The organism is Deferribacter desulfuricans SSM1, from assembly GCF_000010985.1.
Lineage (GTDB): Bacteria > Chrysiogenota > Deferribacteres > Deferribacterales > Deferribacteraceae > Deferribacter > Deferribacter desulfuricans.
On sequence record NC_013939.1, the window covers coordinates 802,070 to 827,403 of the forward strand.

Sequence of the window (25,334 nt, forward strand, 5' to 3'; positions counted from 1 at the left end):
TTAAAATTAGCAAATTGATATTTATGAGATTGCTTCGGCAGCTTACGTTGCCTCGCAATGACCACAAAATTTGTCATTGCGAGCGTTAGCGAAGTAATCTGGGAATTTGAACAGTTATTACTGTTTAATACAAATCTTTTATTTGTATAATTTTAACAATGGGGATATGTCTTTTAATTTTACACCTTGTTCACATAGCGTTTTTTCTTTTAAAACACCATGCTGTTCTTCATATGTAGGTTTTGATTTATCTTCATAAATAATACCTAGAGCATATTTATCTTTTTCAAAAGCCAATTTAAAAGCGCTTTCCTTGTTATTTGAATTATAGTTTTCGTCTAAGAAATATATACGACTATCATAATAATCATATGAGTAATCCCTTGCAAAAGATACACAAGGCTGTAATACATCTATTAGTGCAAATCCTTTGTGATTGATTGCTTTTTTAATCAATTCTTTTAAATGTTCACTTTCTCCAGAGTAACCTCTTGCAATGAAAGTGGCTCCTGCAGATAATGCAAATGCAATAGGGTTAACTGGTTCCTCAAAAACTCCCTCTGGAGTTGATTTAGTAACGGTACCTCTTTTAGCAGTTGGAGATGCTTGACCAGTTGTGAGGCCGTAAGTCCTATTATCATGCACTATATATGTTAAGTCTATATTTCTCCTCATAGCATGCACAAAGTGTCCCATACCCATCCCATAGCCATCACCATCGCCACCATTTGCAATGACTGTTAATTTATGGTTTGCAAGTTTCACGCCAGTTGCTACAGGTAGAACTCTTCCATGCAATGAGTGAAACCCGTAGCATCTAATATGATTTACCATTTTACCTGAACAACCTATACCTGAGACTGTTACCACTTCCCAAGGATTTAGATTAAGATCAGCAATTGCACCTTTCAAAGCATTCCAGATAGCATAGTTTCCGCAACCTGGACACCATACTGGAGTTTTACCTGTATTCAATTCATGTGCCTTCATAGTTTACTCCCCTAAATATTCTAAAATTTCTTCTGTAAAAAATGGTCTTCCGTCATATTTTAAAAATTTGTCTTCAATAATTATCCCGGTATTTTCAGCTATAACCTGTCCTAATTGACCTAAGAAATTGTTTTCTATTAATACAAGTTTGTTTGCACTTTGTAATAAAGCTTTAGTTTCATCCCAATTTATTGGATATATTGCAGGAAAGTGTATAAAATTAAAATCTTTGTTATATTTCATAGCTTCAAGTAAAACAGTTTTTGTTGAGCCCCAGCAAACAAATGTGGTTTCAGCAGTTTGGTCACCATATAACTTAGGTTGTGGCATATCATTTGCAAGAGAATTTAATTTTTTAAACCTTCTATCTTGCATTAATTTTCTTACTTTTGCATCATCACTTACAAAACCGTATTCATCATGCTCATTACTTGGAGTTTTATGAATACCACCTATTGTTCCAGGAAAAGCTCTTTGAGGGATTCCATCTTTAACTTCTTTGTATCTTGGGAAAAATTCTAACGGTTTGTCTTTATCCCCTTCGAAGACATAACCTCTATCAATTTTTAATGCATTGAGATTAAACTCTGTATCCATAAAGAGCGATTCTGACAAATATTTGTCGGAAAGGACAAAGGTAGGGATTTGATATTTTTCAGCAATGTTTAAAGCTTCATTTACTGCATAAAAAAGCTCTGTTATATCTCCAGGAGTAAAAACAGCTCTTACAAATTCATCTTGAGAAGCATTTAAAACAAATTTTAAATCAGCTTGTTCTTGCCAAGTGGGCATCCCTGTAGCTGGTCCTGGTCTTTGACTTATAAAAAAAAGTATTGGAGTTTCGGTAATTGCGGCAAGACCCAACCCTTCAACCATTAATGAGAAACCACCACCAGATGTTCCTGTCATAGCTCTTGCACCAGCGTAGGCTGCACCTATAGCCATCGTTACTCCGGCTATTTCATCTTCGGTATGCTTAACAATAATCCCATAATCTTTTGCGTATTTAGCTAAAAAATGGAGTACTGTGGAAGCTGGTGTCATTGGATAGGTGCTGTAAAAGTTTACACCAGAGGCTATTGCTGAGAGAGCTGTAGATTCATTTCCTGTAACAATTATATGATTTTGGTAATCTTTCTTTTCAAAATTAAAGTTGAAGGTATTTTTGCAAATATCATAACCTATTTTTAATGCACTTAAGTTAATTTCATGATGTTTTTCAGGCATTGTTTCTTTTATTACATCTTCGAATATTTTGTAATCAATCTTTAACAGTTTAGCGACATATCCTAATGCAAGAGTATTTTTTACAATATCTTTTAAGTTGTTCTCTTTTAAGATTTTACTTAAAGGGATGTCTATTATTTTTGCATTAATTTTTTCTTTATCCACTTTTAATTTTTCAAAATCTGCAATAACAGTGACATTTTCTTCTATTTTTTCTTTTTCGAATGAAAGTTTTGTAAATGTGAGTAAAATATCTGTTTTGATATAAGGGTTATATACAGGCTCGTCAGATATTAAAAGCTGATAAGAGTTATATCCACCACGTATTAATGAAGGGTATTCCGGGTAACCCATGACATAAAAACCGCTTCTTTTTAATACTTTTGCAAACATGGGGCCCATACTCATAACACCAAATCCTGCTGGTGCAGCTATTTTTAATGAAATAAGGTTCATACGTTACCTCTCAATTAAATATTTAGTATTATTTTAATTTAATTCTATATTTTTTCAACAGAATATCTGGATGATAAGAAGATTTTGCTTTTCTTAATGCCATTTGCCCTAAGTCCTGTTCAAAGTTGAGATATTTATATTTATTAGGTAGTTTTTTTGCAAAATCGTTATAAATAAATTGATAAATCCCTTTATATTTTTTTAAACCTTTTGCAAAATGTATCAAAAATAAATCTTGGTTGTGTTCTTCTCCGATAATGAAACCTGCTGGTTTCCCGTTTACATAATAAATCAATCCACAAAGAACTAATTCTTCTAAAAGGTCAAGAGCTTCAAGGCATTCAAAGAAATCAGTTTCTTCTTTAGTAAATGAATTTTCATTAATCCATTCTTCAAGAATTTTTTTTGCATTTTCAGTATCATTTTTTAATAAAGGTTTTACCTCTACTTCATATAAAGTCTTAAATTGTTTTACGAGATTTCGCTTTTTATGCAGTTTTCTCCCACTATAAGATGATATTTTTTCAACCGTATAAATATAATCTGAATCACCATCATAATAGTAGTGATTAAATTCTTGAAAGAATGGCAACCATTTTTCATCAATAGGGAATATGTAGTCTACTTCATCTTGCAAATTCTTAAAAAAATCTACTGTGTTTTCATTTATTTCGAATATTGGCATAAAATAGACTTTATTATCATATGTTTTACCTTTTACTAATAAATAATCATTATTTTTAAATTTGGTTTTACAGACATGGTATTGATGTTTCTTCCTAAAAAGGTACAAATTTGCAAAATTGTATTCAGAAATCATCGTGTTTATGCTTTTAAGTTTATGAAACAGAATATCTTTGTGTGATAGTTCTAACTTTTCACAGTTCATCCTTCTGCCACCTCTTTGATTTGTAATGACGAAAAATCAAAAAACACTGAATAAAAATTGATAAGTTCATACACCACCAAATAAATGTAGCATCAAATTTTAAAAAAACAACCCCAATAAAAGCTAATGGGATTCTAATTAGCCATAAAGATGACAACACAATTTTCATGACACTTTTTGTATCACCTGCGCCAGATATTCCACCTCCTAAAATTACTCCAAAAGCCATAAAAGGTTCACTTATCATACTAATGATAAGATATTTAACAGTTTCCTTTATGACAACTTGGTTGTTTGAGAGTATGTTTGCAATTTTGTTCGCATTTAAGATAATAATTATTGTCATAAAGGTAACTATAATTGCTCCCATAATTGCAGTTACAATCCCATTTTTGTAAGCTTCATTCTTTTTCTTTTCACCTAAGAGATTACCAACTATTACCGCATTTGCCATATTAAAAGCAAAAGCTGGTAAAAATATTGCAGATTCAATTCTTATACCATTTGTAAATGCTGCCATTACTTCAACAGGATTGGTTTTTAATTTATTGATGATAAAGAAGAGAACAGTAGATCCTAACTGCCACCCAATTTGTAGAATGCCACTAGGTACACCAACTTTTAAAACTTTTGTTATTATTTCTATTTTTGGTACAATAAATATAATGTATTTACTGAGGTAAATGGTATTTAATATAGCTCCAATGATTACGCTAAATACAGTAGAAAGTGCTATCCCTTTAAAATATAAATTGGTATGAAAAACAAAATAAAAATTTAATCCCACGTTAGATAAACAAATAATTATCATTGTTAAGAGTGAAAGTTTAACTTTGTTGATAGATCTTAGCACTCCATTGGTTAATATAAGAATATAATGAAAAAGCACTCCAAATGTGTAAATATAAGCGAGTTCAGCAGCTATGTTTCTTATCTCTTTATGAATGGGCATTAGAAGAGTAATTTTTTTTGCGAATAAAACTCCAAAAATTGTTGTGATGAATCCGATTAAAAGAGCAAAATAATATACCGTGCTTATTGAGATTTTTAAATTTTTTTCATTTTTTTCACTCCATTTTCTGGAAATTAGAGCAACAGTTCCCATTGTTACAGCGTTTATTACAACAATTAAAACAAAATATATTTGAGAGACAAAACCAACAGAGGCTTGATATTCTTTGCCGAGTTTACCTGCAATATATACATCAGTGATAGAGATAATAAACTCGGCAAACATAATCAAAATCATTGGCCAGCTAACTTGCCAACTTTTTTTAATTAAACTTTTCACCAATTAAACCATCATATTTTTATAGACAAGTATAGCGTTTATATGTAAATTACTCAATGTATTTATTTTATTTCGGAGGACCATAATGTTTTTTGATATAGCTTTTGTTTTTTATCTTTTGGCTTTACTTCACAGTATGTTATATTTTTTCTTGGGGTATAAAAACTTAATTAAAGTAATCAATATTTTTGTTTTTTTAGGATTGGTTTTAAATACTATGTTTTTGGTTAAGATTTTTACATTAAGTGGGAATTCCCCTTTTGACACTATTGGTGAAATATTTACTTTTTTGGTATTTTCAATAAATATTGTTTATCTGATTTTGTATTGGATTTACAAAAGGCCACTTTTATACATAATAATCTCACCAATAATTTTGATTCTCTCTATAGTTTCGATTTTTACATTAGATAATGTTTATGCCACATCTTCTAATAAAAATTTTTGGCTGTATATTCATTTACCGTTTGTAATTTTTGGTACAAGTTTATTTTTAATGTCGGCAATAACCGGTTTTATATATTTTTTGCAAGAAAGACAGTTAAAAAAGAAAAACTTTGGCATTTTATTTAATCGCTTTCCTCCTTTAGAAACAATAAATAAGCTTAATAACTTTACTTTATTAACAGGTTTTTCATTTTATACTGTTGGTGTTATAAGTGGTTTTATATGGTCATTTTATATGACAAGCTTTTCACTATTTTCTAACCCTAAAATCTTATTTGCTTTGATTAGCTGGATTATTTTTGGGATTATTATAATGTTAAAATTTATTCGTGGGTTGAGTCCAAAAAATATCGCGTTGTTGAGTATTTTAGGTTTTATATCTATTTGTATAACATATTTTATTGTTTTTTTATTGATGAGAGGCTGATATGCAATTAGCTGTTGTAGGGATAAATCACAATACTGCTCCTGTAGAAATTAGAGAAAAATTATCATTGGATGATTCTCAATTAAAAGATGAATATGAATTGATCCTTGGTAATGAGAGAATTTATGAAGCACTTATTATATCTACATGCAATAGGGTGGAGTACTATATTGTAACTGATGACTTTTTATGTAATGTAGAGAGTGTTATAAACCGCTTTGCTGAACGGATTGGTGAAGATGTGTATGAGATTAAAAAATATATTTATATTTATTGTGGTAATGAAGCATTAAAACACTTATTTAAAGTAGCTTGCGGTCTTGATTCTTTAGTTTTAGGTGAGCCTCAAATATTGGGGCAGGTAAAAGATGCTTTTGATAAAGCGAAAATGTATGGCAGATATGATACGTATTTAAAACAGTTAGAACAATATACTTTAAAAACAGCGAAAAAGGTGAGAACTCACACCGGTATTTCAGAAAATCCAGTTTCTGTAAGTTATGCTGCAGTTGAATTAGCAAAGAAAATTTTTGGTGATTTAAAAAATAATATAGCTTTGATTATTGGTGCAGGTGAAATGTGTGAATTGGCAGCTAAACACTTAGTGACTTCAAATATTAAAAAGATATATGTTACAAATAGGACATTTTCTCGAGCTGAGATATTAGCTGAAGAAATTAATGGGGAAGCTATTCCATTTGATAATTTTTATAACAAATTGAACGAGGTGGATATAGTTATAAGTTCTACTGGAGCGCCAACTTATATTTTGACCTATGAGCAAGTTAAGTCAGTTATGAAGCAGAGAAAATATTCACCAATGTTTTTTATAGATATAGCAGTTCCAAGAGATATTGACCCAGAAATAGAACGGCTTGATAATGTTTATGTTTATGATATTGACGATTTAAAAGAGGTTGTGGAAGCTAATAAAAGGGAAAGACAAAAAGAAGCAGCGAAAGCGTTAAAATATATTGAGCAATCAGTAGAAGATTTTAATAGGTGGCTAAAATCTCTAAATATTGTTCCGGTTATAAAGCTTATCAGATCAACATTTGAGGACTTAAAAGAGAGTGAACTTGAGAGATTTTTTAAGAAAAATAAGATAGAAGATGAGGCGCTTAAAAAGCAGATTTCTTACCTTTTGACTTCATATATGAATAAAGTTTTACACAATCCTCTTAATGTTTTGAAGAGTAAAAGTGCAGATAATGCAAAATATACTATCGCTGAAGCGGCTGAAATATTATTTAAATTAAAGGAGTGAAAATGAATAAGTTGGTTATTGGGACAAGAGGGAGTAAGCTTGCTCTCTGGCAGGCAAACCATATTAAGAGTTTGATTGAAAGTACTCATCATATTGATGTTGAATTAAAAATAATTAAAACTACTGGTGACAAAATACTTGATACACCTTTAGCAAAAATTGGGGGGAAAGGATTATTTGTTAAAGAGATTGAAGAAGAGCTTTTAAATAAAAATGTCGATATAGCGGTTCATTCTATGAAGGATGTGCCTGTTGAGTTGCCAGATGGTTTGGAAGTAGGAGTTTTTCCGGTTAGAGAAGAGCCTTATGACGCTTTTTTATCTGTAAAATATAATAGTCTTGATGAATTGCCAGATGGTGCAGTAATCGGTACAAGTAGCTTAAGGAGAAAGATTCAGCTGATGCGTAAATATCCTCATTTAGTTATTAAAGATTTAAGAGGAAATGTTGATACAAGGATTAGAAAACTTACAGAAGGTCAGTATGATGCAATTATTTTAGCTAAAGCTGGACTAAAGAGGCTTGGGCTTTTAGAACATGTGAAACAGACAATTGATGATACTCTTATGATTCCAGCAGTATGCCAGGGAACCCTTGGTATAGAGTATAGAGAAGATGATCAAGATGTTCAAAAGGTCATAGGTTTTCTTAATCACGAAGAAACAGTTTTTAGGACAAAAGCTGAAAGAGCATTTTTAAAAAGATTAGAAGGTGGATGTCAGGTTCCTCTTGGCTGTATTGCAAACCTGGTTGGTGATAGATTAATCTTAAAAGGGTTTTTAGCTAACTTAGATGGTTCAAAGTATATTTACGAGGAGATAGAAGGTGATAAAACTGATGCCGTTAAACTTGGACTTAAATTAGCGAAAAATATACTTGGACAAGGTGGTAAGGAGATTATAAAAGAAATTTATGAATAAAAAAATATCTAATGTATTAGTAACAAGACAGCCTGATCAATCAGTTGAATTTATTAACTTATTATCAAAGAATGGTTTTTACCCTTTTTTACTGCCGTTAATTGAAACAATACCTTTAAATAATAAACCTATTCGAAAAAGTTATGATTATATCATCTTTACAAGTGAGAATTCTGTTAGATATTTTTATCCATTAATGGATAGTGTGGATTTTAAATATGTTGTGGCTGTTGGTGAAAAAACTAAAAAAAGATTGGAAGATTTAAATATTGTTGTGGATTTTGTCCCTAATGAATTTAGTGCTGACGGGTTAATTAAACTTTATGAAAATAAAGATTTAGAGGGAAAAACTTTTTTGGCTCCCACAACGAAAAAATCTAAAGATGACTTGAAAGAATACATTGAGAGTAAGGGCGGTATCTTTGAAAAGTGTTTTATCTATGATACAACTTTAAAAAAATACCCTGAACATTATATTGATGGATTTTTGGTAGAAAATAATATCGATACATTAACATTTGCTTCGCCTAGTGCTGTTGAGTCATTTTTTAGCCAAATTAATAATTTAGATAAAAATTGTTATACTTTCGTTGCAATAGGGAAAGTTACTGCAAGAAAGTTAGAAGCAAGTGGTGTGTCTTGTGTATTTCCAGAAAAATATACGATTTTAGATGTTATTGGTTTGTTAAAAAAAATAAGGGAAAATGGAGGTTGATATGTCTTTTCCATTAATTAGAGGTAGAAGGTTGAGGAGAAATGAAACCATTCGCAGAATGGTAAGAGAAACAAAATTATCAGTAGATGATTTGATATATCCATTATTTGTAGTAGAAGGTGAAAATATCAAAAATGAGATTAAATCTATGCCTGGAAATTATCAAATGAGTATAGATAATATTGTAAAGGAGTGTATAGAGATAGAAAAATTAGGGATACCTGCCGTTATTCTCTTTGGGATACCAGAACTTAAAGATGAATTGGGAAGTGAAGCATATAATGATGAAGGTATTATTCAAAAAGCAATTAAAGCAATAAAAGAAAATACAAGTAAACTTTATGTGATTACCGATGTTTGTATGTGCGAATATACGAGTCATGGACATTGTGGAATAATTAGAGATGGTGATGTGGATAATGATGAAACTCTAAAATATCTTGCCCTTGAAGCTTTGAGCCATGCTAAAGCCGGCGCAGATATGGTGGCACCAAGCGATATGATGGATGGTAGGGTAGCAGCTATACGTGATATTTTGGATGAACATGGTTATTATAATATTCCAATAATGAGTTATGCGGTTAAATATGCTTCATCATTTTATGGTCCTTTTAGAGAAGCTGCTGAAAGTACCCCTGCTTTTGGAGACAGAAGATCATATCAAATGGATCCTCCTAACAGGCTTGAGGCTTTGAGAGAAGCTGAAATGGATATTATGGAAGGTGCAGATATAATTATGGTAAAACCTGCTTTGCCTTATTTGGATATAATTCGTGAAGTAAAAGATAATTTTAATGTTCCTGTTGCTGCATATAATGTAAGTGGAGAATATTCTATGATAAAAGCTGCTATAGAGAAAGGGTGGCTTGATGAGAAGGTAATTTTTGAATCACTGATTTCTATAAAAAGAGCTGGAGCAGATTTAATATTAACCTATTTCGCAAAAGAGATAGCGGAGAAATTATAATGGAAGACTTATTTAAAGACTGTTATGCATTTAGATGGGATGGATCTCATTTAGAAGAGATACATTTTTATGAAAAGGTGAAATCAAGTGATTTGATTGGTATTGATGAGCAAAAAAAATTGGTTATAAAAAATATAGAATCATTTATAAATGAGGGTATTGCTTTAAATATGCTTTTGTGGGGAGAAAGGGGGTGTGGTAAATCTTCCTTGGTAAATATGCTTTTGAATGAATATCACAATAAAGGTCTTAGAATTATAGAGTTTTCTCAGGAAAAAATAGAAACTATTTATCAATTATTTAAAATCTTAAGGCCTCAAGAAAAACACAGATTTATATTGTTTTTTGATGATATCTCTTTTGACGATCAGGATATTTTTTATCGTAAGTTTAAATCTATTATGGAAGGTGGCTTAGAATCCAAGCCAACTAATATAATTTATGTGGCAACATCAAATAAAAGACACCTTATTACAGATAAAGTTTTTGATACAGAATCTGTATCTCATTATGATAGGGATGAAATTAACGAGGCAATTTCTTTGTATGCTAGGTTTGGTTTGGTTATTGGATTTTATCCTATCAAGAGAAATACTTATTTGGATATATGCAAAAAATATATGAAAGAATATGGTATTGAAGAATGGGAAGGTTGGGAGAAGGAAGCGGAAAGTTTTGCCATAAATAGAGGTGGAAGAACCGGTAGGGTAGCGAAGCAGTTTGCTATTTATAAAAAGATTTTTGGCAATTAACATTTAAACTTTGATAGATATACATTTAAACATAATATATAAAAATTTTAAACTCAACATCTCCCACACTGAATGGCGGGGTCGAAATGATCAATTTCCAAGTTATTGCGAGGAGCGAATGCGACGAAGCAATATCAAATTTATTTGACTAACTTGATTTGTGCTGGTTCTTTTAAGAAGATTAATTTTGATTAATTGTATAATAAAAAAAGGGTGCTCGCAAATGAGCACCCTTTAATTTTTAAAATTTTATTTTTAGAATTACTTTTTGATACCAGCGATTTCTTCAAGCATATCAGTAGTAACTGATTTTGGTCTTTCAATTGGATAACCAAGAGCTCTATCCCAAGTGATGTTAGCAAGAACGCCAAGAGCTCTACCAATACCAAACAATACAGTATAGAAGTCGTATTCTCTAACGCCATAGTACCACTGAATAACACCAGAGTGAGCGTCAACGTTTGGCCATGGGTTTTTAGCTTTACCATGTTTTTCAAGTACACCAGGTACAACTTCATAAAGCATGCTAACGATTTGGAACAGTTCATCATCTGGTAAGTGTTTAAGAGCAAACTCTCTCTGAGCTGTATATCTTGGGTCAGTTTTTCTAAGAACTGCGTGACCATAACCAGGGATAACCTGACCGCTGTTAAGTGTATCCCAGCAGAATTTTTCAAGATCTTCTTTAGTAGGCATTTTGTCACCGTATTTTGCACGAAGATCTTGAATCCACTTAAGAACTTCTTGGTTTGCTAAACCATGTAATGGACCAGCAAGACCATTAAGACCAGCAGAAAGTGAATAGTAAGCATCAGAAAGTGCTGATGCAACAAGATGTGTAGTGTGAGCAGAAACGTTTCCACTTTCATGATCTGAGTGAAGAATGAAATACATTCTCATAACATCATCATAAGGTTTATCAATACCCATCATGTGAGCGAAATCACCACCAAAATCTAAGTCAGGGTTTGATGGGATTGGAGTATCACCTTTATATTTCATTCTATAGATATAAGCACCTATTTCTGGCAATTTAGCTAATAAGTCCATTACATCTTCATACATATATTCCCAGTAGTTAAATTTATTCATTTTTCCTTCTGCATAAGCTTTTGCAAATTTAGATTCTCTTTGCATAGAGAGAACTGCAGCAGAGAACATAGTCATAGGATGAGTATCTCTTGGCATAGATCTTAAAAGATCATATACGTATTGAGGTACTTGTTTTCTTTTTTTGAATTCTTCAATAACTTCTTGCACTTCTTCTTCTGTAGGTATTTCACCAGTTAATAATAGGTAGAAATGACCTTCAACATAAGGCATTTCGCAGCCAGCTGGTTTAGGAAGTTTTTCCATTACTTCTGGGATTGTATATCCACGAAATCTAATCCCTTCATATGGGTCAAGATAAGAAATATCAGTTACTAAACACTTAATCCCTCTCATACCGCCAATAACTTGAGAAATTGTTACATCACAAACCTTCACATCACCATACTCTTTTACAAGTCTAGTAGTTCTTGGTCTGTGCTCTTCAATCTTCTTGGCTAATTTTTCTTTCAACTTACTCATAGATACCTCCTCAGGTTTAATCATATTTTATTATAAAACACTTTTTATTTTTATCATTCTTTACAACATATGTCAATAAAAAATTGTATACAATATGCAAAATGATGTTTTTATTATACAGTATTATTTTTAGAATTATCAGTATGTTATATTTAATCTATTCAAAATTATAATAATTACTATTTGCTAAATTAAAGATAAAATACTATTTGACTAGAGTAAGATTAGGTTGTAATAATTTATTATGTATGGTTATTTTTTAATTTTATTAAGTGCACTGTTTCATTCTTTCTGGAATGTGTTACTTAAAGATTCTGAAAATAAATATTTTTTTAATTTTCTAATGCATCTTACAAACCTTGTTATATTTTCAATAATGTACCTGTTGTTTTTTAAAGATTTTTTATATTTTGATAAAAATATTTTTATCTATTCTTTTATTGCTGCAACTTTTTTTTCTGGTTATCATATTTGTTTATCCACTGCTTATAGATATGGTGAGATAAGTAGTTATTACCCAATTGTTAGTAGTTCACCTGTATTTGTACTTATTTGGGCAATTGTTTTTTTAAAAGAGAAACTTACAATTTCTGGCTCTATAGCTATATTTCTAATTATTGCTGGAGTTTTCTTTGTCGGTTTAGTGAAATATAGTAAGGCTGAAAGTATTAAAGGGGTTTATTTTTCTTTATTAGCTGCTCTGTTCTATTCTTTTGGAGCTATTATAGATAAAATTGGGGTTAGTCGAAAAAACTTTATCCTTTATATTTATCTATTAACGCTGTTTATGACAATATACATGTATATTTTTAATTACAAATTTATTGGTAGGGGTTATTCCTTTTATCTTAAAAATTACTTTTGGAAAATTTTACTGGGTGGTTTTATACTTTTTAGTTCAGTTTTTTCCTATAGGTATGGTTTGACAATGGTAAATGTTTCCTATGCAGTTTTTATTAGACAAGCAAATATTTTATTTGGACTATTATTTGGATATTTAATATTTAGAGAGAAAATTCATAGATACAAAGTAGTTGGAGCTATACTAATAGCTGTTGGAGTTGTTATTATAAAATTAAACACTTAATGGCACGTGTTTTGCTATTTAAAATTTTAGGTAGTGGAACAACCACGCCAGATAAAAATTGGGGTTGAGGGGGCCCCCTCTTTTTTATTCTGTCGAAATAATTACTTCTTTTTTGTTTAAATGTTGGATAATGTTGTAATGTTCATCTGTTATCAAAGTTATTATGGTTTTTCCGTTTTCATTTTTTCTTGCTGGTCTAATATCGATTACTTTTGCTTTAATGCGTTTTTTTATTGGAACAGTTGTTTTATTCTTTTTAGCTCTATCATTTACAATCGGAAAAGTTATTGCTGGTAATATTTTAATATCCATATTTAACCTCTGTTATTATTATCGGATATTTTGATTTAATCTTTATAGAATTCGTTTAAAAAAGAGTGATCATAGAGTCCTAAAAACTCTCTATGTTGTTTAAATTCATTTAGATACTTGTTAAATAAATTGTTTAATTTTAGAATTCCTTTGTTAGATTCTTTTATTTTATTATCAATACGCTGATTTAATTTGTTTAAAATTATTTTCTTCTTTTTTTTACTGTTGTTATATTTTAAGGAGATTCTTTTTTTTATATTTTTTAATCTATTTAGTTTATTCTTTTCCTCAAGAAGCATTTTATGTGCAATTTCTACTTTTTTTGAGTAATTTAAATAAGTTTCACTCTTTAGTTGATTTATTTCCTGTTTTAAATATGATAATTCGTCCATAAGTTATTTATAAGCTATTTTTGGCTATGGTTCAAGTATGTTAAATAGATTGTACAATATATTATTTGCTAATTATGGAGATCTAAATTGGTGGCCTGCTGAAACCCCATTTGAAGTTTGTATTGGTGCTATTCTAACACAAAACACAAACTGGAAGAATGTTGAAAAAGCAATTAACAATATGAAAATAAAAGGTGTCTTATCTCCAAAAGAGATTTTAAATACAGACTTAAATGTGCTAAAGGATTTAATAAAACCAGCTGGCTTTTATAATCAAAAAGCAGAAAGATTACAAATATTTTGTAACTTTATTATGAATCAGCTAAATGGTGACATTTTAAATTTAAAAAAATACAGTATTCATGAAGCGAGAGATAAACTGTTATCTTTAAAAGGGGTTGGGAAAGAGACTGCTGACTCAATTCTTTTATATGCATTGGATTTTAAAATATTTGTTGTTGATGCTTATACTATGAGGCTTTTTAGAAGGTATGGGATTGGTTATTTTGATAACTATGATAAATGTCAAGATTTTGTTCATAAAGATTTTCATGGCGAGCTTTATGATTACAAAAATTTTCATGCTTGTATTGTTGAAATTTGTAAAACTTATTGTAAAAAGAAACCTCTATGTAATATATGCTTGTTGAAAAAATATTGTAAAAAAGTATTGGAGTAATAATATAATGAATGGGTGAGATGGTCGGGTGATCGCCTAACCAATAGGGTTAGGAGGAAAGTCCGGACACCACAGGGCAGGGTAGTCGGTAACACCGACCTGCCGTGAGGCAGGGAAAGTGCCACAGAAAACAGACCGCCGAGCACCTCATTGTAAGTATTTTAATAGTAACAATAAAACACCTAAAATGAGGTGCTCGGTAAGGGTGAAAAGGTGGGGTAAGAGCCCACCGCTTCATCTGGTGACAGATGAAGGCATGGCAAACCCTACCCGGTGCAAGGCTAAATAGGTGAGCGCTTGAGGGTGGCCCGCCCGATGCTCACGGGTAAGCCGCTTGAGCTTGCTGGTAACAGCAAGTCTAGAGAAATGATCACCGCCCATTTATGGGTACAGAATCCGGCTTATAGACCATCTCACCCTATTTTTTTTGACAATATTAAAATGGTGAGAGCATAATTGATACTGTTGTTATATTTGAGTATTGCTCTAAAGTTTTGAAAAGTTAACCAATAGCTGTTATCGACTTTAATAATCTTAACAACATAATTTTTTCTAAGATTATATGGTATTTGTATATATCTTTTTATTTTGTATAGTTTTACAGTTTTATTGAGATTGATTTTATTGATATTTTTTATTTTGATTTTTATTGCAGTGGGTTCCCCTTTTTTGAAGCCTGCCTTTTGGAGATAGTTTGCCACACTTCCAATAGCATCAGGTATCTCTTTTATTATGTCAGTTTTACCGTTTTTGTTAAAATCTACTGCATATTTCAATATATTAGATGGCATAAATTGTGGTATACCTATGGCTCCAGCATAAGAAGAATAAATTTTGGTAGTGTTTAGCTTGTTTTTGTAGCAGAAAAAAAGAAAACTTGCTAACTCATTTGTAAAGTAGTTTTCCCGACGTTTGTATTTTGTGGCTAGAGTATATAAGCTATTTAATGCTTTAAATCTAAATTTGTGTTTACCATAAAACGATTCTATACCTATAATAGCTGCAATTATACGATAATCTACATTGTATGTCTTGGAAGATTTTCGTAGCCAGTATTTATATTTTTTAATAAAATTCCTACCCTGTATGATTTTATCTCTATTTATTAATAGCTTTTTATATTTATAAAAAGGGAGTTTTTCTTTTGGATTATTTATGAGCTTTAAAACATTTTCATCTACACTTGCTTTTGATAAAACTTTTATTATATACTCATCTGGAATATTGTATTTCTTTTTTATAATATGGGTGATATTTGATGAATAAACTGTAGGAAAGCTTAATAAAAAACAAAGTAAAATAATTATAATAATTTTCATGACAACTAATTTACTATTTTAAAATATTATTACAAGGGTAGGCTAATGAAAAAATTGGAAATAGTAGAAGGCTTAGAGGAGCATTATCAAAAAATAAATAAAAAATATAATAAGGGGAGTAGCTTCAATCCTTTTAAGTATTATAAATATGTTGATGGAAAAAATGTCCCAGTTTTTTTTATAGGGACTCCTGGTCTGGCTGTGGCAGTGAGTGCCACCTTGGTCGCGGGATTACTGTTTTATTTAATCCAGTTTCCTTTTAAACTTTATATTTGGATACCTTTTGGTATTTTTGTAGCTTTTATTATGAGGCTTGCTGTAAAGATAGACAAGGCAAGACAAATAAGAAGTTTTTCGTCTCATTTAGTATTAAGAGGGTTAAATTTTTTAAAGGAATTCAATAAAAGTCAAAATTCAGATTATCTTAATGAGGCTGTTAAAATTCTTGAAGAAGCCAATAAATGGGTTGATGATCCAAGATTACAGAAACAAATCGAGATAGCCAGATCTTTTGATATAATAGAGAAATAAAAAAGGGGAACGGCTCCCCTTTCCACTTTATTTATGACACTTATTACAAGATTTTCCTCTTGGCACTTTTTTAGCCTTATGACATGGCCAGCAAAACTCTTTGTGTACTTTATTACCAGTTCCTTTTACAACACCTGGATTAAACTCGCCACCTTTTTTGATATTTTTAAGTTTACCACCATTTGCGTCAAGGTGACATTCTGTACACTGATTTTTTGTTTGGTGGAACCAGTGAGGAAATTTAACTACTTTTTTAGTGGTTTTTGGAACATTAAACTTTTTAGAAAGGTCGATTACTTCTGGACCTTGTCCAGCAATTACGATAGATGAAAACACTATCAATGCTAGTAATATAAATAATTTTTTCATTGAAAAACCTCCTTTTAATATTTTATCAACTTATATTATATATCCTATAAATTGTCAAATATATTAAAGCTATTGATATTTGACAAAATAGAAGTAGTATGTTAATATTAAATAAAAAATCAGGAGGATATCGCTATGAGATATTTTAAAATGTTGCTTTTAATTACAGTAGTTTCAGCTTTTTTGTTTTCTTGTGCAAAACCACCTGTAAAAAAATATTCTGATGCGCAAAAGTCTGTTAACGAGGCTTGGGCAGTTGACGCTGATAAATGTGCTCCAAAGGAGTATGCTGCTGCAAAGAAATCTTTTGAAGAAGCAGAAAAGGAGATGGAAGAAGCTAAAAATCATACATTCAAAGGTAAATATTATGATAGAGCTGAAGCTAAATTAGAAGAAGCAAAAGCAAAAGCTGAAAAGGCTAAAAAAGTGGCTCAAAAGAGAAAAGAGGCTGCTGATAAGATAGGGAAAGATCTTGATGAGATGAGAGACGAGCTTGATTCTATTAAAGATGATGCTAAAAAATATGACCCTGTAGCTTATGCTGAAGCTGAGGCACTTTATGAAAAAGCACAAAAAGCTGTGGATGACTGTAAACCAGGAGAAGCTAATTTACTTATGACACAGCTTGAGGAGAAAATTGCTAAAATTAAAGAGAACATTGCAAAAGCAAAAGCTGAAGAGATGAAGAAAGCTCTTGAAAAAGAGAAAGCAGCTAAGGTTGAAAATTACACTGTTGTAAAAGGTGATTGTTTGTGGAAAATATCTGAATTGAAATATATGAACCCATTTATGTGGCCATTAATTTATTGGACAAATAAAGATATGATAAAAGATCCAGACTTAATTTATCCAGGACAAGTGTTTAAAATTAAAAAGGATTTTACAAGCACAGAAAAGTATGATGCAATTAATTTTGCTAAAAATAGAGGTCCTTGGTCACTTTTTGACGGTAAGTAATATTTAATATATTTTAAAGATTTGTTGTTTGAAAATTTGAATATCTCCGAGTGTATAAGCCTAAGGCTTAGCTAAGGTTTATACACCGGTTGGGCGTTAAAGCCCCCAGGGTATAAGTGGAAACGCTTATGCCTCCCGACTTGGAAAGGAGATGCTGGTTATAACGCCGGTTATCCTAGTTGGGGGTAGCCGGCTTTTTTTTTGGAGGTTATTGTGTTTCGAAAAGTCAAAATTGAAGATGCAGTTGGCTTGAAATTGGCACATGATATTACAGAAGTTAATTTGGATAAAAACTTTAAGGGTGTTGCTTATAAAAGAGGTTATAAGATTAAAAATGAAGATATTGAACATTTCAAATCATTAGGTAAATATTTTGTTTACGTGATGGATGAAGAAACCTTGGAAAGTGTGGTGCATGAAGATGATGCAGCTAAGATGCTTGCTCCTTTAATTGCAGGAGAAAATATAGATTATGATAAACCCTCTGAGGGAAAAGTAAATTTTTATGCAAAAATTAATGGATTGCTTAAAGTTGACAAAGAAAAGATTATTGCAATAAATCGATTGCAAATCCCATCGTTACCAACAAAACATTCAAATATCCCTGTAAAAGAAGGGGAGGTGGTTGCTGCTTTTCGTATTATCCCATTGTATTGTGATAATTCAATCATTGAAAAAGTTAAGGAAATTTTAGTTATCCCATCTTTAGATGTAATACCTTTTAAATTCAAAAAAGCAGGTGTAATTGTAACAGGTAATGAAGTCTATTATGGGAAAATTACTGATAAATTTTTGCCTAAAATTTCTTCTAAGCTTAAAAAGTTTGATGTAGAAGTTATTAAGTCTGATATTTTGCCAGATGAAAAAGATGTAATTGTTAATAAAATTAAAGAGTATATAAAAGATGTTGATATTTTATTTATTACAGGTGGTACATCTGTTGATCCTGATGATAATACTAAACTTGCAATTAGAGAAGCTGGGATTGATATTATTCAGGAGGGGAATCCTATTCAACCAGGAAATAATTTTACGATAGGTTATTATAATGATATCCCGGTTTGTGCTGTTCCTGCTGCTGCGCTATTTTATAAAGCGACTGCATTAGATATCTTTTTGCCAAGGCTAATAGCTGGTGATAAAATTTCAGTAGACGAGATAGCTGAATACAGTATTGGCGGACTGTGTCATTTTTGTAAAGTGTGTGTATTTCCAGTTTGTCCATTTGGTAAGGCTTAATGATTGAAATATCTATAAAGAAATATTTTAGAAGGAAAACTTTTGTTTATAATTTTTCTTCGAATAAGCAACGAATAGTTGTTTTTGGCCACAGTGGAGCTGGTAAATCTAATCTTGTAAAAATGATTGCTGGATTTTACCCCCCTGATGAAGGTTTTATAAGTATAAATGGAGTTACTTTTTTTAAAAAAGGGGAGATAAATTTATCAATCGATAAGAGGAGAGTAGGGTATCTTCCTCAAGAGTACACTTTATTTCCTCATTTAACAGTTTTAAATAATATTTTATATGGTGTTAAAATAAGAAAAATAAAAGCTGACAGAGAACTGTTTGAATTTCTTATTAATACACTTGAAATAGGTGAATATCTTGATAAGTATCCTTCAGTTTTATCAGGTGGGCAAAAACAGAGAATAGCTATTGCAAGGGCATTAATGGTAAATCCTAACATTTTATTGTTTGATGAACCCTTTTCGTCATTAGATAAACCGATAAAAGAAAGATTGATTGATTTAATCAATATTATTTTGCAACGGATGGATAAACCAGCAATTTTTATAACACACGATATTGATGACGCATATCTTCTTGGTGATGATGTTGTGGTGATTAAAGATGGAAAGGTGATTGAGTATGGTAATAAATCATCAATTTTTAATAAGCCTCAATATGTAGAAACAGCAAAACTAATAAATTTTAAGAATATTTGGGCGATTGATAAAGCTGGAAACGGTTATTTGATAGCCAATAATGAAAAATTATTGACTATTAATGCCATAGATGGTGCTAAATATGTAGGGATAAGACCAGAAAATGTGATGATAGTTAGAAAAGATGCAAAAGATAAAAAAGAAAATCAATTTGAAGTAGCTGTTAGGTGGATAAAAAGGCTGAGCGGGTTTTGTGAAATTAAGGTAGAACATGGTAACCTTGGAACTATTTATATTAAGTTGCCAGAACATGCTTTTAATAAATTAAATATTGTAGAAAATGAGAATATAAATATTTCTTTAAAAAGTGAATCATTAATAACGATGAAAGAGGTTACAAATGGTTAAAAAGGTTTTTATCATCTTTTTTTTGCTATGCTCATTAGGTTTTACTCAGGATATTTATTTCTATGTTGCATCATCAATGTCAAAACCTGCAAATGAAGTTGTCAATAATTTTAATAAAGTATCTAAAAATTTTAAAGTTGTATTGTTAACTGGTGGATCTGGCCAGTTATTAAATAAAATTGTTTTTTCTAAGAAGGGGGATTTATATTTACCTGCATCTAAAACTTTTAAGGATAAAGCTGTCAAGTTAGGATTGGTGGTTGAATCTATAGATTTATTATATCAGACACCGGTTTTTGGTTTATCAGAGAATGGGAAGAAAAAGATAAAATCTTTTGATGATATAGTAAAAAAAGATGTAAAGATTGCCCTTGGTAACCCAAAAACAATGGCTCTTGGTAAAATTTTTGAAAAAATAAAATTAAAATTACCCGAAGATATAGTGTTAGGTATTGAGAAAAATTGTGTAGTTAAAGCTGTAAATGTTGCTCAGATTGTTAATTATTTAAAAACCAATACGGTAGATGTTGGAATTGTATTTGATTCTGTAGCAAAAGTGCATGGATTTAAATATGTATCTTTTCCTGAAAGAGCTACGGTAAAAGATGTCGCAAGCGTAAATTTGTTGAATATAAGTAGCAACATTGAAAATGCAAAGATATTTCTAAAATATCTGCTTGAAAATAAAGGGATTTTCAAAAAATATGGTTTTGAAGTGATAAAACAATGAAATTTTCAAAGGTTTCAGCTTTATTAGCTTTACTACTTTCTTTGTTGATTATGATGTTGATACTATATTCTTTTAAAGATGTTAGTCTAAGCAGTATAAAAGAAATAGTAATTGATAATGGTTTTTTATCTGCTGTGAAATTTGGTTTTTTAACAGCAACAATGGCAACATTCTTTTCAGCAATTTTTGGAATTCCTGCAGGTTATTATCTTGCAAGGCATAAAAAGGGTTTTTCAAAAGTACTCGATGTATTTTTTGATGTTCCATTAATAATTCCACCACTTGTTGTAGGGGTTTTGATACTTAATTTATTTAACTCACCTTTTTTGAGTAAATTTTTTAATGTTATTTTTGATTTTAAAGGTGCAGTAATTGCTCAATTTTTTATTTCATTCCCATTTACTTTAAAATCTGCAAAGAGTGCTTTTGAGCTTGTCCCTCCTATTTATGAAAGGATTGCAATGACTCTCGGAGCAGGTTATTTTCGTTCCTTTTATGATACCACTTTTAAACTTGCATTCAGAGGGATTGCAGCAGGGATTATGCTAAGTTGGCTTAGAAGTTTTGGTGAATTTGGTGCTACTTTGATGGTAGCTGGCGGTATTCCCGGTAAAACAGAAAATGTACCAATAAATATTTATTTAAATATGACTGAAGGTAACTTCGAAAAAGGTATTGCTGCAAGTGTTTTGACAGTTATTTTAGCATTTCTGGTTATTTCTATAATAAAAATAATTTTTGATAAAAGAAGGTGGGATGATGCTTAAATATGAAGATGCAAAAGATATTATTTTAAACTGTTTTAATGAGGTAAAAGCAAAGAGTATCAATGTAATTAAGAGTTTTAATTATGTTTTAGCTGAAGATATTGTAACTATTAGGGATTATCCTGATACAAAAAAGAGTGCTGTTGATGGTTTTGCTATAAAGGGCTTAGATAGAAATAGTTATAGGATAGTAAATACATTTTCTCCGGGAATGCAAGTCGATATTAATTTGGGAAAAGGGGAAGCCGTATTTGTGATGACTGGTGCTGTGGTTCCTGAAAATGCTGATGCTGTAGTGCGAGTGGAAGATTGTGTGATAGATGGAGATATTGTAACTATAAATTGTAACTTAACTAATGGGATGAATATTAATAACATAGGTGAAGAAGTTGGTATAAATCAGCACGTTGTAACAAAAGGCGTTTTGATTAATGAGAGGATTTTTCCAATATTATGTTATCTTGGACTGAAAGAAGTAAAAGTATATGAAAAGCCCAAAGTTGGTATTTTTACAACAGGCAATGAGATATTAGAGCTTGGGGAGGATTACAGAAAAGGGTTTGTTTACAATACAAACAGATATATAGCTGAATGTTTTTTGAAAAAGTTGGAAATTCCCTATGAATATTATGGTAATATAATTGATGATGAAAATTCTGTTTTTAACGCTTTTGCTGAAATGACCGAAAAGTATGATATAATTATCAGTTCGGGTGGGATTTCAATGGGGAAATACGATTTTGTCAAGAAAGTATTAAATGATAAAAAATTTGATATAGTAGTGAATAAGACGAAGATAAAACCAGGTAGTCCATTACTTGTGGCAAGAAACAATAATTGTATGATTTTTGGAATGCCAGGGTATCCAGCAGCATTTTTTACAAATTTTGTATTATATCTGTTACCTTTTATTAAAAAAGCTTGTGGTTTTAGAGATTTTGAAAATAAAATTGTTGATGTTATACTAAAGGATTATATGCACTCTAGGAAATCATCTGATTATTTCAATAGGGCAACTATAAAATATGAAAATGGTAATTTTCTCGCCTATGGTGTAGGTTCTCAAAAGACTTCTCACTTTATAAATTTTGCTAAAGTAAATGGTTTTGTTAGAATTAAAGAGGGTGTTGGTGATTTGAAAGCTGGAGATAAATGCGAAGGATTGATTTTTAACTTTGAGAGTATATTATGAAATATATTTTTGGGCCAGTTCCATCACGAAGACTCGGTGCTTCGTTGGGTGTAAATTTAGTTCCAAAAAAGATTTGTTCACTTGATTGTGTGTATTGTGAAGTGGGGAAAACCACCGACTTTGAAATTGAAAGAAAGAGATTTTTTGCCCCAGATGATCTGTTGTCCGAATTCAAAATCATTTATGAAAGAAAAAAAGATATTATAGACGTTGTGACATTTACTGGTGCTGGTGAGCCCACATTAAATATTGATCTGACATATCTTGCTAGTGAAGTTAAAAAAAATATTGATAAACCATTAGCTGTACTTACAAATGGAACATTGCTTTTTAGAGAAGATGTTAGGAATGAGTTGCTCATTTTTGATATTGTTGTGCCAAGTTTTGACGCAGTTAGTGAAGATATATTTAAAAGAGTAAATAGGCCTCATCCGGAGCTCAAAATTGAAAAGATTATAAAGGGGTTAAAAGAATTTTCTCAGATTTTTAAAGGCAAACTATTTGTTGAAATTCTTTTAGTCAAAGGGGTAAATGATAGCAATGAGGAGTTAGATAAAATAGCAAATGTTTTAAAAGATATTAATTATACTAAAGTTCAGCTTAATACTGTGTTTCGTCCACCTGCTTACAAAGGTTTTCAAGGTTTAAATGAAGGTGAGTTGTTAGAAAAAGGGTTATATCTTGCTAAAAAAGGGGTAAAGGTTGAAACTGTTGGATCTTTCATCAAATCTTTAAGCAATAATAATGAAAACCTTGAAGAGGATTTGATTAGTTTGCTTTCGATGAGACCTTGTACTTTAGATGATTTAAAACTTTTATTCGAAAGGTCGGATATAGAAAAAATTATCAATAAATTAATTATTGATAATAAGTTAACAAAAGTTATTATAAATAAAGATGAGTTTATAAAAGTTAGAGATTGACAATATGATGTTTTTGTTTTAATTTAGAATAATTAAAAATTAGGAGGTCAATATGATTAGTAAAAAGATGGCTGAAGCATTGAATGAACAACTAAATAAGGAGCTTTTTTCTGCTTATTTATATTTATCTATGTCTGCTTATAGTGAGCATATTGGATTGAAAGGTTTTGCAAACTGGTTTTATGTACAATACCAAGAGGAAATGACGCACGCAATGAAATTCTATAAGTATATCTTGGATCAAGGTGAGCAGGTAAAACTAAAGGCAATTGAGCAGCCAGATCAGGAATTTGAGTCTCCTCTTGATATGTTTGAAAAAACCCTAGAGCATGAAAAATTTATAACAAAGTCTATAAATGATTTAGTAGACTTGGCTATACAAGAAAAAGATTATGCTACTCATACCTTTTTACAATGGTTTGTTACTGAACAGGTTGAAGAGGAAGCAAGCGTTAATGAAATTTTGGATCAATTAAAGCTGGTACAAAATTCAGGGAATGGACTATTTATGGTTGATAAGGAATTGGGTAGTAGGACATTCCAGCCACCAGCAGATGCTTAAAATTTCATGCTTGACATTTTAACTTTTGGATAGTAGTTAGATAATATGAGTGAAGTTTTAATGATGTCCATTATTAAAAAATCAGAAATTTCTCAGATGAGTTGTCCATATTCTTATAGATTTTTTTACTTTTTTTATAACATTTTTAGAGGTGCCGCCTGAATTGGCCATAATATTGTATTAAAAAATATAAAGGCCACAGGCGGCAAAACCGCTTGTGGCCTTTTTTTTTATCTAAAAGGAGGTTGTTATGATTGTAGTAATGAAAATTGGAGCATCAAAAGAGCAGTTGAAAGAGGTTTGTGATAAGGCTAAAGATCTCGGTTTTACTCCGCATGTCATTTACGGTAAAGAGAGAAATGTTGTTGGTCTTGTTGGAATAGGTGGAAGAAGGGACGAGGTTGGTATAATCGAGGATCTTCCAGGTGTTGATCGAGTAGTTCCAATAACTAAACCTTATAAGTTGGCAAGTAAAGAAGTAAAGCAAGAAACCACAATAGTTGAAGTAAATGGAGTCAAGTTTGGTGGAGAAGAGATCGTTGTTATTGCAGGGCCATGCTCCGTGGAAAATGAAGAGCAGATAATAAAAACAGCAGAGTATGTAAAAGCTGCTGGCGCAAAGATGCTTAGAGGTGGTGCTTTCAAACCAAGAACGAGTCCTTATTCTTTTCAAGGTTTAGGTGAAGAGGGGCTTAAACTTCTTGCTAAAGCTCGTGAAATAACGGGGCTTCCAGTTGTTACGGAAGTTGTTAACCCAAGAGATGTTGATGTTGTTTATAAATATGCTGATATGTTTCAAGTTGGAGCTAGAAATATTCAGAATTTTGCGCTTTTAAAATTGCTTGGGCAAACAGACAAACCTGTTTTGCTAAAAAGAGGGATGGCTACAACTATTGAAGAGTTTTTAATGTCAGCTGAATATATCTTATCTGAAGGGAATAAAAACGTAGTTTTGTGTGAAAGAGGGATTAGAACTTTTGAAACTGCAACAAGGAATACTTTGGATATTAGTTGTGTGCCCGTGGTAAAAGAGAAATCCCATTTGCCTATAATTATTGACCCATCCCATGCATCAGGTCATTGGCATTATGTCCCTGCACTTTCTAAGGCAGCAGTGGCTGTTGGTGCAGATGGATTAATTATAGAAGTTCATCCTGATCCAGAAAATGCTATGAGCGATGGTGCTCAATCTTTGAAACCTGATGTATTTTTAAGGCTTATGGGGGAGCTGAAAAGTGTTGCATTAGCAGTTGGTAGATATTTGCATTGAGAGGGTGCCACTGTTTAGTGGCAACTT

The 25,334-nt window shown here is 31.1% G+C and carries 27 protein-coding genes, 1 other RNA gene and 1 riboswitch; of the genes, 19 read left to right on the forward strand and 9 right to left on the reverse strand.

Annotated features, from left to right (window positions below; translation table 11 throughout):
• Positions 1–138: 138 nt before the first annotated feature.
• From DEFDS_RS04045 to DEFDS_RS04060, 4 genes are read right to left on the reverse strand one after another with little or no spacing between them, the layout of a single operon-like run.
• On the reverse strand, positions 139–990 hold the full coding sequence (locus tag DEFDS_RS04045; protein ID WP_013007530.1) for a thiamine pyrophosphate-dependent enzyme: 852 nt from the start codon (positions 988–990) through the stop codon (positions 139–141).
• A gap of 3 nt (positions 991–993) precedes the next feature.
• The gene (locus tag DEFDS_RS04050; protein ID WP_013007531.1) at positions 994–2,673 is read right to left on the reverse strand and encodes a 2-oxoacid:acceptor oxidoreductase subunit alpha; all 1,680 of its coding nucleotides are present in this window, start codon (positions 2,671–2,673) and stop codon (positions 994–996) included.
• 28 nt (positions 2,674–2,701) lie between these two features.
• On the reverse strand, positions 2,702–3,562 hold the full coding sequence (locus DEFDS_RS04055; RefSeq protein WP_013007532.1) for a DUF2156 domain-containing protein: 861 nt from the start codon (positions 3,560–3,562) through the stop codon (positions 2,702–2,704).
• Entirely contained in the window at positions 3,552–4,853 is a 1,302-nt protein-coding gene (locus tag DEFDS_RS04060; RefSeq protein WP_013007533.1) for an MATE family efflux transporter, read from the reverse strand. The genes DEFDS_RS04055 and DEFDS_RS04060 overlap by 11 nt, the downstream gene beginning before the upstream one ends.
• An 85-nt stretch (positions 4,854–4,938) precedes the next feature.
• Between DEFDS_RS04060 and ccsA the strand changes: the two genes are divergently transcribed.
• Genes ccsA through DEFDS_RS04090 form a run of 6 tightly spaced genes read left to right on the forward strand, consistent with a single transcriptional unit; the run spans position 4,939 to position 10,348 of the window.
• Positions 4,939–5,727: a cytochrome c biogenesis protein CcsA gene (gene ccsA, locus DEFDS_RS04065; RefSeq protein WP_013007534.1), complete on the forward strand. Its 789-nt coding sequence runs from the start codon at positions 4,939–4,941 to the stop codon at positions 5,725–5,727.
• Between the two features lies 1 nt (position 5,728).
• Complete coding sequence (gene hemA, locus DEFDS_RS04070; RefSeq protein WP_013007535.1) at positions 5,729–6,994, forward strand: glutamyl-tRNA reductase; 1,266 nt, start codon at positions 5,729–5,731, stop codon at positions 6,992–6,994.
• A gap of 2 nt (positions 6,995–6,996) precedes the next feature.
• Complete coding sequence (hemC, locus tag DEFDS_RS04075) at positions 6,997–7,914, forward strand: hydroxymethylbilane synthase (protein ID WP_013007536.1); 918 nt, start codon at positions 6,997–6,999, stop codon at positions 7,912–7,914.
• Positions 7,907–8,629, forward strand: a complete 723-nt coding sequence (locus DEFDS_RS04080) for a uroporphyrinogen-III synthase (protein WP_013007537.1) — start codon at positions 7,907–7,909, stop codon at positions 8,627–8,629. The genes hemC and DEFDS_RS04080 overlap by 8 nt, the downstream gene beginning before the upstream one ends.
• 1 nt (position 8,630) lies before the next feature.
• Positions 8,631–9,596: a porphobilinogen synthase gene (hemB, locus tag DEFDS_RS04085; RefSeq protein WP_013007538.1), complete on the forward strand. Its 966-nt coding sequence runs from the start codon at positions 8,631–8,633 to the stop codon at positions 9,594–9,596.
• A complete protein-coding gene (locus DEFDS_RS04090; protein ID WP_013007539.1) occupies positions 9,596–10,348 on the forward strand; it encodes a DUF815 domain-containing protein in 753 nt (250 codons plus the stop codon). The genes hemB and DEFDS_RS04090 overlap by 1 nt, the downstream gene beginning before the upstream one ends.
• Positions 10,349–10,609: 261 nt before the next feature.
• Here DEFDS_RS04090 and DEFDS_RS04095 read toward each other — a convergent pair whose 3' ends face one another.
• Positions 10,610–11,920: a citrate (Si)-synthase gene (locus DEFDS_RS04095; RefSeq protein ID WP_013007540.1), complete on the reverse strand. Its 1,311-nt coding sequence runs from the start codon at positions 11,918–11,920 to the stop codon at positions 10,610–10,612.
• Positions 11,921–12,164: 244 nt separating this feature from the next.
• Here DEFDS_RS04095 and DEFDS_RS04100 point away from each other — a divergent pair, with 244 nt between their 5' ends.
• The gene (locus tag DEFDS_RS04100) at positions 12,165–13,007 is read left to right on the forward strand and encodes a DMT family transporter (protein WP_013007541.1); all 843 of its coding nucleotides are present in this window, start codon (positions 12,165–12,167) and stop codon (positions 13,005–13,007) included.
• Positions 13,008–13,091: 84 nt separating this feature from the next.
• On the opposite strand, the gene DEFDS_RS04105 is transcribed toward DEFDS_RS04100, so the two are convergent.
• Positions 13,092–13,319, reverse strand: coding sequence for a hypothetical protein (locus DEFDS_RS04105; protein WP_041223605.1), 228 nt, complete (start codon positions 13,317–13,319; stop codon positions 13,092–13,094).
• A 35-nt stretch (positions 13,320–13,354) separates the two neighbouring features.
• Positions 13,355–13,711, reverse strand: a complete 357-nt coding sequence (locus tag DEFDS_RS04110; RefSeq protein ID WP_041223606.1) for a hypothetical protein — start codon at positions 13,709–13,711, stop codon at positions 13,355–13,357.
• A gap of 37 nt (positions 13,712–13,748) precedes the next feature.
• On the opposite strand from DEFDS_RS04110, the gene DEFDS_RS04115 reads away from it, so the two are divergent.
• Both DEFDS_RS04115 and rnpB read left to right on the forward strand, forming a co-directional pair.
• Complete coding sequence (locus tag DEFDS_RS04115; RefSeq protein ID WP_013007542.1) at positions 13,749–14,390, forward strand: endonuclease III domain-containing protein; 642 nt, start codon at positions 13,749–13,751, stop codon at positions 14,388–14,390.
• Positions 14,391–14,406: 16 nt separating this feature from the next.
• Positions 14,407–14,810: RNase P RNA component class A (gene rnpB / locus DEFDS_RS12765), an RNA gene on the forward strand.
• Here the strand turns inward: rnpB and DEFDS_RS04120 are convergent.
• Positions 14,804–15,709 carry a lytic murein transglycosylase gene (locus DEFDS_RS04120; protein WP_013007543.1) on the reverse strand — a complete coding sequence of 302 codons (906 nt, stop codon included), beginning with the start codon at positions 15,707–15,709 and terminating at the stop codon, positions 14,804–14,806. The two genes, rnpB and DEFDS_RS04120, sit on opposite strands and share 7 nt — an antisense overlap.
• Before the next feature lie 45 nt (positions 15,710–15,754).
• Between DEFDS_RS04120 and DEFDS_RS04125 the strand changes: the two genes are divergently transcribed.
• The gene (locus tag DEFDS_RS04125) at positions 15,755–16,240 is read left to right on the forward strand and encodes a hypothetical protein (RefSeq protein ID WP_013007544.1); all 486 of its coding nucleotides are present in this window, start codon (positions 15,755–15,757) and stop codon (positions 16,238–16,240) included.
• A gap of 27 nt (positions 16,241–16,267) precedes the next feature.
• Here DEFDS_RS04125 and DEFDS_RS04130 read toward each other — a convergent pair whose 3' ends face one another.
• Complete coding sequence (locus tag DEFDS_RS04130) at positions 16,268–16,609, reverse strand: cytochrome c3 family protein (RefSeq protein WP_013007545.1); 342 nt, start codon at positions 16,607–16,609, stop codon at positions 16,268–16,270.
• Positions 16,610–16,744: 135 nt separating this feature from the next.
• Here DEFDS_RS04130 and DEFDS_RS04135 point away from each other — a divergent pair, with 135 nt between their 5' ends.
• From DEFDS_RS04135 to aroF, 9 genes are all read left to right on the forward strand, one after another.
• Positions 16,745–17,566: a LysM peptidoglycan-binding domain-containing protein gene (locus tag DEFDS_RS04135; protein WP_013007546.1), complete on the forward strand. Its 822-nt coding sequence runs from the start codon at positions 16,745–16,747 to the stop codon at positions 17,564–17,566.
• Positions 17,567–17,598: 32 nt separating this feature from the next.
• A riboswitch (molybdenum cofactor riboswitch) is annotated at positions 17,599–17,733 on the forward strand.
• A gap of 46 nt (positions 17,734–17,779) precedes the next feature.
• Entirely contained in the window at positions 17,780–18,805 is a 1,026-nt protein-coding gene (locus tag DEFDS_RS04140; protein ID WP_013007547.1) for a molybdopterin-binding protein, read from the forward strand.
• Positions 18,805–19,863: a sulfate/molybdate ABC transporter ATP-binding protein gene (locus DEFDS_RS04145; RefSeq protein ID WP_013007548.1), complete on the forward strand. Its 1,059-nt coding sequence runs from the start codon at positions 18,805–18,807 to the stop codon at positions 19,861–19,863. Before DEFDS_RS04140 ends, DEFDS_RS04145 begins: the two co-directional genes overlap by 1 nt.
• Entirely contained in the window at positions 19,856–20,593 is a 738-nt protein-coding gene (gene modA / locus DEFDS_RS04150; protein ID WP_013007549.1) for a molybdate ABC transporter substrate-binding protein, read from the forward strand. Before DEFDS_RS04145 ends, modA begins: the two co-directional genes overlap by 8 nt.
• Complete coding sequence (locus tag DEFDS_RS04155) at positions 20,590–21,360, forward strand: molybdate ABC transporter permease subunit (protein WP_013007550.1); 771 nt, start codon at positions 20,590–20,592, stop codon at positions 21,358–21,360. Before modA ends, DEFDS_RS04155 begins: the two co-directional genes overlap by 4 nt.
• Positions 21,350–22,552: a molybdopterin molybdotransferase MoeA gene (locus DEFDS_RS04160; protein ID WP_231841035.1), complete on the forward strand. Its 1,203-nt coding sequence runs from the start codon at positions 21,350–21,352 to the stop codon at positions 22,550–22,552. Before DEFDS_RS04155 ends, DEFDS_RS04160 begins: the two co-directional genes overlap by 11 nt.
• Positions 22,549–23,475, forward strand: coding sequence for a radical SAM protein (locus DEFDS_RS04165; protein WP_013007552.1), 927 nt, complete (start codon positions 22,549–22,551; stop codon positions 23,473–23,475). Before DEFDS_RS04160 ends, DEFDS_RS04165 begins: the two co-directional genes overlap by 4 nt.
• 52 nt (positions 23,476–23,527) lie before the next feature.
• On the forward strand, positions 23,528–24,037 hold the full coding sequence (locus DEFDS_RS04170; protein ID WP_013007553.1) for a ferritin: 510 nt from the start codon (positions 23,528–23,530) through the stop codon (positions 24,035–24,037).
• 250 nt (positions 24,038–24,287) lie between these two features.
• On the forward strand, positions 24,288–25,307 hold the full coding sequence (aroF, locus tag DEFDS_RS04175) for a 3-deoxy-7-phosphoheptulonate synthase (protein WP_013007554.1): 1,020 nt from the start codon (positions 24,288–24,290) through the stop codon (positions 25,305–25,307).
• The last annotated feature ends 27 nt before the right edge of the window (positions 25,308–25,334 follow it).

Bases quoted from the DNA above. Each gene is read 5' to 3' on its own strand.
- DEFDS_RS04110 (WP_041223606.1), bottom strand. From the start codon at position 13,711: ATGGACGAATTATCATATTTAAAACAGGAAATAAATCAACTAAAGAGT.
- DEFDS_RS04135 (WP_013007546.1), top strand. From the start codon at position 16,745: ATGAGATATTTTAAAATGTTGCTTTTAATTACAGTAGTTTCAGCTTTT.
- DEFDS_RS04160 (WP_231841035.1), top strand. From the start codon at position 21,350: ATGATGCTTAAATATGAAGATGCAAAAGATATTATTTTAAACTGTTTT.
- hemA (WP_013007535.1), top strand. From the start codon at position 5,729: ATGCAATTAGCTGTTGTAGGGATAAATCACAATACTGCTCCTGTAGAA.
- DEFDS_RS04145 (WP_013007548.1), top strand. From the start codon at position 18,805: ATGATTGAAATATCTATAAAGAAATATTTTAGAAGGAAAACTTTTGTT.
- DEFDS_RS04105 (WP_041223605.1), bottom strand. From the start codon at position 13,319: ATGGATATTAAAATATTACCAGCAATAACTTTTCCGATTGTAAATGAT.
- DEFDS_RS04100 (WP_013007541.1), top strand. From the start codon at position 12,165: ATGTATGGTTATTTTTTAATTTTATTAAGTGCACTGTTTCATTCTTTC.
- DEFDS_RS04080 (WP_013007537.1), top strand. From the start codon at position 7,907: ATGAATAAAAAAATATCTAATGTATTAGTAACAAGACAGCCTGATCAA.
- DEFDS_RS04090 (WP_013007539.1), top strand. From the start codon at position 9,596: ATGGAAGACTTATTTAAAGACTGTTATGCATTTAGATGGGATGGATCT.
- DEFDS_RS04170 (WP_013007553.1), top strand. From the start codon at position 23,528: ATGATTAGTAAAAAGATGGCTGAAGCATTGAATGAACAACTAAATAAG.
- DEFDS_RS04155 (WP_013007550.1), top strand. From the start codon at position 20,590: ATGAAATTTTCAAAGGTTTCAGCTTTATTAGCTTTACTACTTTCTTTG.
- aroF (WP_013007554.1), top strand. From the start codon at position 24,288: ATGATTGTAGTAATGAAAATTGGAGCATCAAAAGAGCAGTTGAAAGAG.
- DEFDS_RS04115 (WP_013007542.1), top strand. From the start codon at position 13,749: ATGTTAAATAGATTGTACAATATATTATTTGCTAATTATGGAGATCTA.
- DEFDS_RS04050 (WP_013007531.1), bottom strand. From the start codon at position 2,673: ATGAACCTTATTTCATTAAAAATAGCTGCACCAGCAGGATTTGGTGTT.
- hemC (WP_013007536.1), top strand. From the start codon at position 6,997: ATGAATAAGTTGGTTATTGGGACAAGAGGGAGTAAGCTTGCTCTCTGG.
- DEFDS_RS04125 (WP_013007544.1), top strand. From the start codon at position 15,755: ATGAAAAAATTGGAAATAGTAGAAGGCTTAGAGGAGCATTATCAAAAA.
- DEFDS_RS04055 (WP_013007532.1), bottom strand. From the start codon at position 3,562: ATGAACTGTGAAAAGTTAGAACTATCACACAAAGATATTCTGTTTCAT.
- DEFDS_RS04120 (WP_013007543.1), bottom strand. From the start codon at position 15,709: ATGAAAATTATTATAATTATTTTACTTTGTTTTTTATTAAGCTTTCCT.
- DEFDS_RS04045 (WP_013007530.1), bottom strand. From the start codon at position 990: ATGAAGGCACATGAATTGAATACAGGTAAAACTCCAGTATGGTGTCCA.
- ccsA (WP_013007534.1), top strand. From the start codon at position 4,939: ATGTTTTTTGATATAGCTTTTGTTTTTTATCTTTTGGCTTTACTTCAC.
- modA (WP_013007549.1), top strand. From the start codon at position 19,856: ATGGTTAAAAAGGTTTTTATCATCTTTTTTTTGCTATGCTCATTAGGT.
- DEFDS_RS04165 (WP_013007552.1), top strand. From the start codon at position 22,549: ATGAAATATATTTTTGGGCCAGTTCCATCACGAAGACTCGGTGCTTCG.
- hemB (WP_013007538.1), top strand. From the start codon at position 8,631: ATGTCTTTTCCATTAATTAGAGGTAGAAGGTTGAGGAGAAATGAAACC.
- DEFDS_RS04130 (WP_013007545.1), bottom strand. From the start codon at position 16,609: ATGAAAAAATTATTTATATTACTAGCATTGATAGTGTTTTCATCTATC.
- DEFDS_RS04095 (WP_013007540.1), bottom strand. From the start codon at position 11,920: ATGAGTAAGTTGAAAGAAAAATTAGCCAAGAAGATTGAAGAGCACAGA.